Origin of the sequence: Bartonella sp. TT67HLJMS, assembly GCF_042193375.1 — a bacterium.
GTDB classification, from domain to species: domain Bacteria; phylum Pseudomonadota; class Alphaproteobacteria; order Rhizobiales; family Rhizobiaceae; genus Bartonella; species Bartonella grahamii.
Map to the genome: position 1 here is coordinate 18,226 of NZ_JBHILP010000013.1, position 12,347 is coordinate 30,572.

The window sequence follows — 12,347 nt, forward strand, 5'->3', positions numbered from 1 at the left end:
CCCATTTGAATGATTGAAAAAATTGACCTTATTCGCATGGAACAAAGCTAAAGTGTGTAATTTTTATGAAGTATTATCGTGAAATTTTATCAATGAATTCTGTAAAATAATGGGGTGTCTTATTCTAAAGTTTTCTGTATTTTATACACCGTCTTTGATGCAATCTTGCAAGGTAATTGCACCAAAGTTTTGTATGAAAAGCCAACAATTAGAAGATTTATCACGACAAAGCTATTGCTTTTGATGTTTCGGCTCTGCGCGGTCGAACATGCGGCTGGTCTTCTTGTCTAGAAGTTTCTGCAACCTCTTGATGCTGCTTTGCTGTTGAGCGTTCAGGTAACTTCGGGGGCTGCGATAAGTTTTGCTGCTTTTGCAACTTTTTATCGGGATCGTTAAGCGGTTGATGACGTTTTTGTTGTTCTTCCTGATGGTTTTGTACAATGGCTTCTCTTAACTGTTTTACAGTTTCAGCATAATCCTTAATGACGGTACACAGGGTAGAAAGATTTTCTTCAGCGGCTTTGCGTGCTCCATTTTTTATGCCAAGGACTTGCTTACCAGCAAGCGGAGCAAAAGATCTAGAAGGGTTTTCAATTTGAAATACAAGCTCTTCTCCTATCTCTGGAATTTTTTGCATATCTTCTATTCTATATTGCAAAATAAATGGATCATTATAAACAATTTCGCACCAATATTCGATCTCTCTTTGTCCATATCGAACCGATGGATCTTGTTGAACTCTGCGGGCAATTTCTTGATTTGAGAGAGGCTCTATTTTCTTTTCTGAATTGAGTGGATTTTGTAAATGTTGATTTATTGGCTCTTCTTCTTGTGTTTGTCGCTGGTGTTGTTGTTCCGTGTGAGAAGCTTGTGAAATCTTTTCACTTTTTGTATATTTTGAAGTATATATATAACCGTTAATGGCAGTACGTAGGGTAGGAAGATTTTCTTCAGCTTTTCTGCGCGCATGATTTTTTATGCCAAGAACTTTTCTACCAGCAAGCTTAGAAATAGACTTAGGCCGTTCTGTAATATCCCATAAGAGCTGTTCTCCCATATCAGGGTTTTCTTTGATTGCTTCTATTCTTTCTTCTAAAATCAGCTTGTTGCCATAAACCTTTTCGCACAAAAATTGTATTTCTTCTTGATATGCTACGAGCAATAGCTCTCTTTCCATTGTATTAATAGATTTTTTTTGTCCGTGAGACGGTTTTGGCTGTTCAATTGCTGTGTGTGGAGAGGCAGGTTTTGGGATGACAGCATCGCTTTGTTTTCTGTTTTCCATACGGTGTGGTTTTCGTGAAGGAGATACTGCATATGTTCCACTATCTTGTGATGATGAACTACTTTGTTGCCTGACTTTCATATGTGTTGGTGTTTTGGGTCTAACACTTGGGTAGAGTGTTTCAGAATTCTGGATTTTTGCATCGTTTTGCACTCTGTCTCTCATGCGTGGGGGAAGGGGTGGAGCCACTTTTGTCTGTAGGGAGGGGAGCTCTTGAACTGTTGGTTTGTTTTGTTGCCTATCTTTTTCGCGTGGAGGTCTTTGTGGTGCTGCTTTTGTGTGCGGAGAGGAGTTTTCTTGGATTTTTGAACTGGGGATTTTTGAACTGGGGATTTTTGAACTGGGGATTTTTGAACTGGGGATTGTTGTGCCAGTTTGTGTTTTTTCTCTCATGCGTGGAGGAGGGGGCGGAGCCACTTTTGTCTGTAGGGAGGGGGGCTCTTGAACTGTTGGTTTGTTTTGTTGCCTCTCTTTTGCACGTGGAGGTCTTTGTGGCGCTGCTTGTGTATGCGGAGAGGAGTTTTCTTGGATTTTTGAACTGGGGACTTTTGAGTTGGGGATTGTTGTGCCGGTTTGTGTTTTTTCTCTCATGCGTGGAGGAGGGGGCGGAGCCACTTTTGTCTGTAGGGAGGGGAACTCTTGAGCTGTTGGTTTATGTTGTTGTCTCTCTTTTGCACGCGGAGGTTTTGGCGGAGCCACTTTTTTTTGTGGGGGAGGCGTCTCTTGGTTTTTGGTGCTAGGAGGTATTGTGCTGGTTTGCACTGGGTTTTTCATGCGTGGGGGGGGCGGTGGAGCAACCTTTGGGTGGTGTGATAAATTTTCTGGGTGTTTTTGTACAGTTGGTTTTGGCAAACTTTGAGAAACTTGGGGAGGGGGGGTTCTGGTGGGGGATTGTTCAGTCTGTTGGTGAAATTTTTCCATCATTTCGGTGATAAAAGGGGAAGGATTTCTTTTTTTCATACATGTTCCTTTCAAACTCTTCCAATATTGTTTTTAAATACTATTTAAAAATATACGTTGGTTTTTATTCTGTTTTATGCTTTTTCACTTGCTTTTATGAGAGAGGATATGAAACTGAATGGTTTCACAAGATTTGGCTCTCTTGGCGCAAATGACCTTTGCCATGTGTTGCGCCAAGATGTTGAATTCAATGTGAAAACTTATGCCTGTTTAGCTGGCAAAAGCCATTGCTTTTGGTATCGCAGTTTTGCGAGAACGAATATCTGTTTCTCTTTGTTGAGTAGAGGTTGTTGCTTTTTCATGAGTTACTGTTGAATGCTCAGTGCGTTCAACAGATTGTGATAAGCGTTGTTGTTGATGCAAATCTTGCGCCTGTTCAGAAGATGGTTCATGGCGCTTTTGTTTTGCCTGTTCGGTTTGCAAAATGCTCTCTCTTACTTGTGTTACAGCCGTTGCATAATTGTCAGCGGCGTCAATTAAGTGAGAAAGACCAGCTTCAGCATGTCTGCGTGCTTGATTTTTAAAGCCAAAAAGACTGACACCAGCGTACTTGTGAAAAGATTGAGGATTTCCGACAAGTTGCTGTGCAAGTGGTTCTATTGTTTCAGGGCTTTGAAAAAGTGTTTCCACTTGTGATTGCAAAATGTTTTCGTTACCAAAAACAACTTCGCACCAATATTTGATCTGGGCATAGTGCCTTTTGACTTTTGAATGTTGTTGAATTTTGGTAGAAATTTCTGCCTCTGAAAGAGTTTCTTTTTCACGTTGATCTGGTTTTTGCAGAAGTTCAGTGACTGCTGCCTTTCCCATTAAACGTTCATAGTTTTTGAGTTCTTGCTCTGGAGATTGTAATAGGCTCTCTCTTGCCTGTTTTACAGCTTTTGTATAACAATCAACGGTGACGCAAAGGGCGGAAAAATCTTCTTCCGCTTGTTTGCGCGTTCGATTTTTGAAGCCAAACGTGCTGGTGCCTGAAAGTTTAGCAATACTTTCAGGATGGGCTGCCATGCGCCATGAGAGCTCCTTTCCTGCAGCAGGATTTTTTTGAATTTCCTGCATTTTTTCTTGCAAAATATTTGAATCGCCATATGCACTTGCGGATAAACGTTGGATTTCCTCTCGATATGTTTGAACCAATGAATGGTGTGGAAGCAATTGAATGATTTCTTCCTCTGAGAGAATTCTTGTTGCCCTTTTTTGAGAAACTTGTGAAGTAACTGTTGAGTGTGTCGTTTCAGGTTTTTGCTGCCTTTTGGTAGAGTTGCCTCTTGTTAGAAGCGTTGTTGGATTTGTTGATGCATGTACAGTTTCTTCTTTTAAAAGAGATTGTCTTTCTTCATCTTTTTCCGGTATGGATGACAGTCTTTTGCTTTGTGAAGGAGCTTCTTTATAGAGGCTTTCTGGGCTTGTAACCTCTGCCGCCGCTTTTTCATAGAGCGCTATAATTTCTTGTATTGAAGGGGATGGAAAAGGGTGAGGGTGATCTTTTTTCATGTATGTTTCCTTTCAAGAGTTGTTTTAGAAAACCTCTTTGGTGCACACTCTCGCCCTTTATACTTTTATGGTTTTTATAAGAAGATATCAAAATTGAGTGGTCTCCAAAGAACGACGCTATTTACCATCATCGTAGTGGGACTTTGTGTCTTTTATACAGTTTTTTTGTGAAATTTTATCAATAAGTTATAGTCAATTACTGAATCAATTGTCAGGACCATTTTTTGTCACAAGATAAAACAATTCTTGGCGCAACCGCAATGAAACGATTTACGCCAAGAGATTAGATTACATGAAAAACAAAAGTTTATGTGTTTTTACGTTTATGCCTTACACGGCATAAGCCATTCCTTTTTCGGTTGCATGTTTTCGTTGTTGTGAATTGTGCTCCGGATTAGCGTGTTCTCTTCCTTTTGCGTGATGATGGCGATGATGGTGGTGGTGATGTCTGTGCTCTGAGTCTCTTTCTGGACTTTCGTGTCTTTGACCTCTTTCTCTTTCCTGCTCCCGTGTAAACTGTTTATGGAGCTTTTGTGTAGTATGGATATGTCTCTCAAGAGCTGAGCAAAGGGGAGAAAAACCATCTTCAGCTTCTTTGCGTGCGTGACTTTTTATGCCAAGTGCTTTCCTACCAGCAAGCTTACCAGCGCTTTCGGGATTTTCTGCAAGGTCCCGTAAGACTTTTTCTGCATTTTTGGGATCGTCAAGAATCTTAGCTAAGTGTCCATTCAAAGCATGTTCGTTACCGTAAACAACTTTGCACCACTCTTGGGTTTCTCTTACACCATATTGAAAGCTTGTGTTTTGTAAAAGCTTTGTTGTAATCTCATCTTTCGGGGTTCTGGGAGGTGTTGTTGTTCCTCTGCCAACGCCTTGGTAGATAGGATTTTCTCGTTGTTGGGACTCTTGTCCACCTTCAGCCCCCATGCCAACCGTTGCATAGACAGATTCGAGTGATTTTTGGGGAGAGAGACCACCACGTTCACCAAATTCAAGCTCTGCATAGAGATGTTCTGGTTCATAGGAAAAATGCCTACCCTGTACACCTTCACCAATTGTCTCGTAAGGGGACGTTTGCCAACCTTTCGCCTCCAGATCCGTTATTGCATAGGGATCTACGAGTTTGTCGGCGCGTCGCCCATCACTTGGTTCTCCACCAAGTCTGTCATAGGGATTTCCTAGTGTCTTTTGGGGAGCATAGATCGTTGTTGGTGGTTGTTGAAGTGTATATTGTTGTGGGTTGCGCTGTTCTTTGGGTGGTTTGTTAACCTTTGCGTAGAGGTCTTCTACATTAGAAGTTCCTAGGTTTTGTTGTTCTAGTGGCTTTTTGGGAGCATAGACCGTTGTTGGTGGTTGTTGAAGTGTATATTGTTGTGGGTTGCGCTGTTCTTTGGGTGGTTTATTAACCTTTGCGTAGAGGTCTTCTACATTAGAAGCTCCTAGATTTTGTTGTTCAAATTGTCGTCTTAGTTCATCTACATTGGTAGAAGCGGTTGGGTGACTTTTTTTCATGGCTGTTTCCTTTCAATATTTTTAGAAAACCTCTTTGGCGTTGGCGCATTCCCTACTTTTTGATAACTGTAAGACACAAGGCAGGTATCGAATTGAATGACCTCCAAAGATTTCGCGCTATTCATATTTATATATAGTGGACATTTATGTCTTTTATACAGCTTTTTTATGAAATTTTATCAATAAGTTATAGTAAATTACAGGATTCATTTTTAGGACTATTTTTTGTAACATTCTAAAACAACTGGTGGGCGCAATGGAGATAAAATGATTTGCGCCAAGAGTTAGTTGGAAGAAAAAAGTTCACGCGTTTTTAGCCGGTAAGAGCAAGTGATGAAGAGCGATTAACTTTTAAGGTGGGAGCTTGACACTGGGCTTCTTTGGTGTTCCTTACAGTATTCGCAATTTCTTTTGCTCTGCTTTCTGATGTCCCAAGTAGGCAAGCTAGTCTGGTATAATCTTTTTCTTGTATGGCTTTACGATCTTCTGAGGATAGACGATTATGTAGTTGGCGCGAAAAGTGATGGAGTTCTTGTCGCAGTGAACGAGAATTCAATAAAGCTTCTCTTTGTTGTTCTCCTGGTAAGGCAAACAGATTTTGTAAATTTTTTCCAGGTGTTTCGACAGTGTGGCTCAGGCGTTTTTGTTCTCTTTGATGTTGCTCTAAAATTTCTTCTTTTGTTTGTTCTGTTATTGTGGCATAATTTTTAAGGGCTTGGCTGAGTTGTGGAGCAGTTTGTTCTGCCTGTCTGCGATTTGGACTTTTCATGTCAAGTATTTTTCTTCCTGCAAGTTTAGAAATTGATTGAGGGTTTTGTAAAATTTCATTGGCAAACTGATTTCCGAAGCTTGGATCTGCCGTTAAGATATCCGTTTTTGTCTTTAATGCGTGGGCTTTACCATAAACAGTCTTTGATAAATTTTCGATTTCTTTTCGGCATGCTTCAACATAAGGGTCATTTGAAATCCTTGTGAATAACTCTTCATGTGTGAGAGGTGCTAATGTCTCTTTTGGGATCAGTGTTTTTTGTAAGCTTTGAACGTTGTTTTTTTGAAAGCAGAGGTGGGCACCGTTGAGTAATGTTTTGACGAGTTCTGGGGGGAGATCATCTTTGTGGCCGACGACGAAAGCACCGTCTACTTCCATGACAAAACCTTCTGCTGAAAAACCTCTAAAGATGCCTTCATAGGGGATCCCTTCTTTTGCGGCAACAACAATACGATTGTTAATTTCATCTAGTCCAGCATTTCTCATTTGGGAGATGAATTCTTTTAAAACAAGGGATTTTTGCGGATGCGTGATATCTTCAAAAAGATCTTTCATCGGTTGGGGATTGCCATATTGCATGGCTTCAATACAAGCTGCTGTCATGCGTCTTTTTGTGATGAAAGAAAAGTCAATGGTATGTCCTGCTGCTTGTCCAAGTTTTTCCATAAACATTCGATTTACGCGCCCATTCCCTTTTCGGAAAGGATGTGCGTGCTCGAGCACCATAAAAACTTCAGCGGCATTTTCAGCAAATTCTTGGCGCGATAAACCTTTTAAATTGTTCTTCTCATTAAGTGTTTTTTCGAGTTGTTTTAGTTTTTTTTGAATCTGCGGTCCGACAGCAAAAGGAACTTCATAACCTTTGGGACGCATCGCCGGCATATGGGCAGAGGTTCCGTCTTCAAATGTAAAGGATACATCGCGGGTTTTTCCAGCCCATTCAAAAGTTTTGTGGAAGAGGCTCCAGTGAATTAATTTTAAATAAGTGGAATCAAATTTTTGTGGAAGTGGTTCATGGCGAAAATTGACGGCTTCTCTGGCGGTATCATGGGCACAGCGTTCATACAGTTTTTTGGGATCTTTTATGCCATATTTATTTTTGAGTGTTAAGGTACCTTTATATAAATAATTTTGCTCTAACATATAATCTCTCCTAAGTAGGGTGGTGGTTGATAAGCGTCTTAAACGCTGCATATGAAAAATTCCCCTTCGCGCATTCTTTTGAGATTTCTGGTGTTATGAGAGGGAGTGCTTTTCCCTCAAGTGTATGGATGGTTGTATCGATCGTTTTGTGATACTTTTGAAAGGTTTTTGGTGTGAGAAATGCCAAATGTTCTGTTGTGATTGTTTTCATGTATATTTTCTTTTTTCATTTATTTTTGGAAAGATTTTTTGATGTTTCTTTTTGTTTATTATCCTGTTGTGCTGTAAAATACTCGTATTGAGGGCGCTGATATGAATCCCATGAGCGGTCAGAAAATGGATTGTCTACAAATTGACACTGGAAAAACCTTCATTCTTTGAGGTGTAAGGAAGGGGTCAAAAAGAAAAATGTTGCTTAAAATTGTTGGTTTTTTTCTTTTAATAAAGTTGTTTGCAAGAGCGCTTTGATGAAGATCGTGGATATGGCGGGTGCAATCGCTTTTTGTTTGCGGATGGAGTTGGTACTTTTCATACACAGTACTCAGATTAGTGAATCTATGGGCAAAAGCAGTCATCAAGAATTTTTCTCCATTATGTTTTTCTTATTGCTCCATATGAACATCTTGTTTATGTATTTTTAAACAAATTGTTTTTTATTTTGTATTGTTGCTCTTATCGTATTGCGCTGCTTTAAAATCCATAAGAGAGGAGCCCCTTTCTTTGGTTGGGAAGAAAAGCCTTTTTCAGCGCTTTATCGTTAAAATAGAACACTTTATGATATCGTAAAGGGGGAAAAGTTTGTATAAGAACGATTTATTCATTTTGATGCATATCTAAAATATTTTTTGGAAAAAATCGATGTTCTTGAGTGTAGGTGTCTTGAGAGTTCTTATTTCAAAGATCAAATTTTGTTTTTTTGTAGGGGATAAATTATACACAAAAAGCTTTGTAGGAATGTATTTGCAGACTTTTCTCAGTGGAGATGTTGGTTTAGTTATAGGTGATTTGAGGGGATTGGTGTTTTTTATAAAGACGATAGATGCTGGTAAAACGATACACAAAATACAAAAAGGAAAAAGCACGGATTTTTAATCATGTTTTTCCTATGTGTGTGTGGAAGCGGGTAAAAACTTTTTGTTAACGGGCTTTTAAAAAACAGAAATGTATATTGTTTTTGTTCTTTTCATAGTCAAGATCTCATAAGAGGAGGTTAGTTTTTCTTTTGTGGGGCAAAGCGATTTTTTGCAGCTGCGGCTAACATTTCTTTTCTTCTGAAATAGATAGCGCGACCACATCGCAAAGGAGGTTGTCCTTGCATAAGAATAATTTGTTCATCTTGACGCATTTCTTGAATAACTTCATGGGGTAAAATCAGAGCTCTTTGTTGGTAATTGACGTTGTATGAACTCTTTCCTAAAGATAAGCCTCTTGATTTGCTTGTTCCGGTTACTTCAACAGTCATTTGGCCACAGCGTTCTGAAATGTCTTTGGCAGTTTGGAAGTCTTTAATAGCAGCATAGCTGACAAAGGAGCAGCTTTCAAACCATGAACGTGCTCCAGCTTCTCCAAAGTGATTGACCAACTGACCAGAGGATTGATAAAAAAGCATTAAGGATGTACCGTATTTACGTCCACGATCGCGCGCTTCTTCTAAAATATTCATATAGCCTAGAAGATCAACTTCATCTAAGACAAATAAAACACGCTTTTTATAGTTACCGTCTGCTGTAACCATGGCATTGAGAAAGGCGCCAATAATCACGCGTCCAATAGCTGGATAACTGTTTAAAATGCTTGCGGGGAGATTGAGAAAAACATCTGTATTGCCATTTGTAATATCTGAGGAAAAAAAATCATCTCCGCAGACAAGATCTGCGTAATTGGACAAAGAAAGCCATTGAGTGTCTTTTGATGCGGTTGTATAGACTCCTGAAAAGGTTTGCTCTGCCATTTCTGTAAAAATACCAACCATTTCGCGAATAAAAGGAGAAGGTGTTGTTTCTTGAATCATACGTAGTTGATTGACAACAGCTGTTTCTGATTGAGAGAGAATTCCACGCAATGTTTTTAAATTGCGCTCACTGTCTTTATATTCATCAGAAAATATAACATGAGCAAGAAGGGCTGTTAAAAGGTTATGAGCTTGTGTCGAGAAATATTCCGCTGAAGAATTGTCTGATTTTTTATCTGTAAGAAGCAATTTAGAAAAGCTTACAATATTTGCTTCGCGTTGTGTGCGTGGTACGCTGTCGTCTAAAAGCCAATCGATGACATTGAAATTTTTTGTTAAAAATGAATTGGGATCGAGAACAATGACATTTCTATTCCCCATCTTTTGACGCGCAAATTTGACCATTGGGGCAACTTCTGTTGAAGGATCAAGACAAATAATAGACCCTGGATAGGTTAAACACGTGGGAACTACTGTACTTGTGGTTTTATAGCCACCAGAACCAGCAAAAAAGATCATATGAGTTGAACCAAAATCAAGATTAAAGGTTAGCAAAGGGGCTGTTCCCCCCTTTCCCCATGTTGTTTTATTGCCAGGTGAAAAGGGAATTTTGCACACATTATCTTGATCAACACGGTATCTTTCCCCCACAACAATTTGCCCATTGGCAGGAAAAATTTTCGCTGCCTCTTTTAAATTCATCCATGCGGATTCACCAAACACACCTTTTTTTGCACGCTTGACCTTATTTTTAGGTGGAGAGGTTGTTATGAATTGAATAATGGAAAAAAAACCACCAATGATGATGCCAAAGACAACCATGGGGTCCATGAATTGAAGCGCATAATTCCACGTTATTCCTTGTTGTCCAACATAGGGACCTAAACGTTTTATTTCTCCACCAATATAATAAAGAGCTGTGGTTCCAAAAAAGATAAGGGAAACGAAAGTAATTCCTTTACGTAAGTGCAGCTTTTGCGAGAGACTATAAAACAATGACACAGCAGCTGTTAGTGCTAGGACTAGTAAAGGTTCTGAACGAAGAGTCCAATAAATTTGATTGCTCTTTAGTCCATTTGTTATAAACAACAAAAAATGAGGAACAAGGAATATCGTTAAAGCACCTAAAGCGATTGGTGTTAAAATGAGTACCATTTGTGTCTTGGTATATTTCATTGTATTTACTTTCAATTCTATCAGACTATGCTGCGAAAAGCTCTTTTTTCAGGTGTGTGATATTAAACTCTCTCTTTTTTGAAAAAGCGCAGATGACGCCAAACAGTTCTTGTTTATGAGCCCTTCTTATAAAGTAGGAAGCTTTTATCCATTCTTAGCAAGCCATAGCAAATGCTTTGGAACGATGCATTGTGCATACTTGTGTTTGCTGATGTAGCTCTTTGGCTTGCTTAACGGTTTGTGTAATTTGTTTGGCTTTATTTTCTGATACACCAATGCTTTGAGCCAGTGTTTCATACTCATTATTTTTGACAGCTTTATGTTCAGTTAGTGAGAGACGGCTATTGACGTTTTTTACAAAGTCGGTAAGCTCTTTTTGAAGTAAAGGATTTTTTGCTAAAGCTTCTTGCTGTAATTCTTTTGACAAGGTGAAGAGCTCTTGTAAGCTTTTGCTTGGCATTTTTACTATTTTTGCACGACGACTTTGTTCTGTTGCATGTTCTTGAGTAATTTCCTTCTCCGCATGTTTTACAGCATGGGCGAAATTTGCAACGGTAGTACAGAGCATCTCAAGATGATTTTTAGCGTTTGCACGTGCTTGATTTTGTAGTCCACATAAACTGAAACCTGCAAGATGAGAAACAGAGTGCGGTGCTCTTTCAATCTGGTTGGCGAGCTGCTGGCCTAAGCTTGGATTTTTGATGATCTCTAGCATCTGTTTATCTAATGTTTTTTCTTTACCATAAACAATTTTTGCCAATTTCTGGACCTGTTTTAAGCTTGCGTGGACGCAAGAATCTTCTGCAACCATTTCGGCTTTTTTATTTTCTGTCAAAGGAGCTAATCTTTCTTCTGGAATGAGAATGCTTTCAAGCTCTTTTGTTTTTGGAACTGTAAAGGTAAATTTGTCACCGGGTTTTAATGTTTTGAGTTGTTCTGGTGTGAGATGCTCTTTATTGCCGATGATATAAGCCCCTTTCACATTGAATGCAAAGCTATCATAACCAGCACCTCTATACATTCCTGTGTAGGTTTCACCTTCTTTTGCAACCATAACGGGACGATCATTAACATTGCGCCCAAGTTCTTTCATGTTGTTCATGAATTCCTTTAAAAGAAGTATTTTATTGGGATTAGAGATATCCTCAAATAGATGTTGCATTGGTTCTAGATCACCATTTTCTGCTACAGCAACACTGGCGAGCATCATGCGTTCTTTTGTAACAAGTGAAAAATCAAGCTGATGTCCTGCTGCTTGAGCGAGCTTTTCAAAAAAGACCCGTTGTGTACGTCCGTTGCCTTCTCTAAAAGGATGGAGTTGGTTAAGGAAGTTAAATAAACTTATTGCTTCAGAGTTAAATGTCTCACGCGTTAAGCCTTGCAAATTATCTTTTTCGGCAAGTGTTTGATCTAATTTTTGTAAACCTTCAGGGATTTCATCACCGAGTGCAAAAGGATTTTCCCATCCTGTTCTTTTCATTTCGGGCATAGCGGCTGTGGTACCATCTTCAAATGTAAAGGGAAGATGGCGAAGATGACCAGCCCATTCAAAGGTATTTTTAAATAACTGATAATGAATAGAGCATAGATAGGAGGTATCAAATTTTTCTGGTAAGGGGGCTTCACGCAGATTAACCATCGCTTTTGCTGTATCATGCGAGCATTTCTCCAGAAAGGATTTAAAGTTTTTTATTCCATATTTATTTTTGAGTGTTGTGGTGTTCGGGTAGACATAATGATGAGGAGAAACTGTCAGTATATTTTTTGTTTTTTCTTTTGCTTTCGGCATCGTAGCTTCCTTATAATGTTACGTTGTCCATGAGAGTATTAAATTCCTCGAGTGAAATATTTCCCCTTGCATATTCTTCTAAAATTTTTAGCGTTTTGGAATGTAGCGCTATTCCCTCTATTGCATGGGTGCTGATGGCTGCTTCAACCGCTTCACGGCGTTGTTTTAATTCTTCTACTGTTATAGGTAAAAGGTTTTCGCTGTTTTCTGTTGCTTTGGTTTTCATGCATTTTTCCTTTTATGTGCAATCGTTGCTTTAAAAGAGCCT

The 12,347-nt window shown here is 39.2% G+C and carries 8 protein-coding genes; all 8 read right to left on the reverse strand.

What is annotated here, in order from left to right; genetic code table 11:
* Positions 1–220 precede the first annotated feature (220 nt).
* The 8 genes from ACFIJQ_RS07725 to ACFIJQ_RS07760 all read right to left on the reverse strand — a co-directional run bounded on the left by ACFIJQ_RS07725 (position 221) and on the right by ACFIJQ_RS07760 (position 12,305).
* Entirely contained in the window at positions 221–2,245 is a 2,025-nt protein-coding gene (locus ACFIJQ_RS07725; protein WP_375629593.1) for a BID domain-containing T4SS effector, read from the reverse strand.
* Between the two features lie 210 nt (positions 2,246–2,455).
* Positions 2,456–3,739 carry a BID domain-containing T4SS effector gene (locus tag ACFIJQ_RS07730; protein ID WP_375629596.1) on the reverse strand — a complete coding sequence of 428 codons (1,284 nt, stop codon included), beginning with the start codon at positions 3,737–3,739 and terminating at the stop codon, positions 2,456–2,458.
* A gap of 330 nt (positions 3,740–4,069) precedes the next feature.
* Complete coding sequence (locus ACFIJQ_RS07735) at positions 4,070–5,251, reverse strand: BID domain-containing T4SS effector (protein WP_273788320.1); 1,182 nt, start codon at positions 5,249–5,251, stop codon at positions 4,070–4,072.
* Between the two features lie 313 nt (positions 5,252–5,564).
* Positions 5,565–7,163: a BID domain-containing T4SS effector gene (locus ACFIJQ_RS07740; RefSeq protein WP_375629600.1), complete on the reverse strand. Its 1,599-nt coding sequence runs from the start codon at positions 7,161–7,163 to the stop codon at positions 5,565–5,567.
* A gap of 10 nt (positions 7,164–7,173) precedes the next feature.
* A complete protein-coding gene (locus tag ACFIJQ_RS07745; RefSeq protein WP_375629603.1) occupies positions 7,174–7,374 on the reverse strand; it encodes a hypothetical protein in 201 nt (66 codons plus the stop codon).
* 999 nt (positions 7,375–8,373) lie between these two features.
* A complete protein-coding gene (traG, locus tag ACFIJQ_RS07750; RefSeq protein ID WP_375629606.1) occupies positions 8,374–10,290 on the reverse strand; it encodes a Ti-type conjugative transfer system protein TraG in 1,917 nt (638 codons plus the stop codon).
* A gap of 154 nt (positions 10,291–10,444) precedes the next feature.
* Positions 10,445–12,079 (reverse strand): BID domain-containing T4SS effector, encoded by a 1,635-nt coding sequence (locus ACFIJQ_RS07755; protein WP_375629609.1) that lies wholly within the window; start codon positions 12,077–12,079, stop codon positions 10,445–10,447.
* A 10-nt stretch (positions 12,080–12,089) separates the two neighbouring features.
* The gene (locus tag ACFIJQ_RS07760) at positions 12,090–12,305 is read right to left on the reverse strand and encodes an antitoxin VbhA family protein (RefSeq protein WP_273788316.1); all 216 of its coding nucleotides are present in this window, start codon (positions 12,303–12,305) and stop codon (positions 12,090–12,092) included.
* Positions 12,306–12,347: the final 42 nt, after the last annotated feature.

What these genes read in the sequence shown, in the direction of transcription:
- ACFIJQ_RS07725 (WP_375629593.1), bottom strand. Translation starts at nt 2,245, where the DNA reads ATGAAAAAAAGAAATCCTTCCCCTTTTATCACCGAAATGATGGAAAAA.
- ACFIJQ_RS07730 (WP_375629596.1), bottom strand. Translation starts at nt 3,739, where the DNA reads ATGAAAAAAGATCACCCTCACCCTTTTCCATCCCCTTCAATACAAGAA.
- ACFIJQ_RS07735 (WP_273788320.1), bottom strand. Translation starts at nt 5,251, where the DNA reads ATGAAAAAAAGTCACCCAACCGCTTCTACCAATGTAGATGAACTAAGA.
- ACFIJQ_RS07740 (WP_375629600.1), bottom strand. Translation starts at nt 7,163, where the DNA reads ATGTTAGAGCAAAATTATTTATATAAAGGTACCTTAACACTCAAAAAT.
- ACFIJQ_RS07745 (WP_375629603.1), bottom strand. Translation starts at nt 7,374, where the DNA reads ATGAAAACAATCACAACAGAACATTTGGCATTTCTCACACCAAAAACC.
- traG (WP_375629606.1), bottom strand. Translation starts at nt 10,290, where the DNA reads ATGAAATATACCAAGACACAAATGGTACTCATTTTAACACCAATCGCT.
- ACFIJQ_RS07755 (WP_375629609.1), bottom strand. Translation starts at nt 12,079, where the DNA reads ATGCCGAAAGCAAAAGAAAAAACAAAAAATATACTGACAGTTTCTCCT.
- ACFIJQ_RS07760 (WP_273788316.1), bottom strand. Translation starts at nt 12,305, where the DNA reads ATGAAAACCAAAGCAACAGAAAACAGCGAAAACCTTTTACCTATAACA.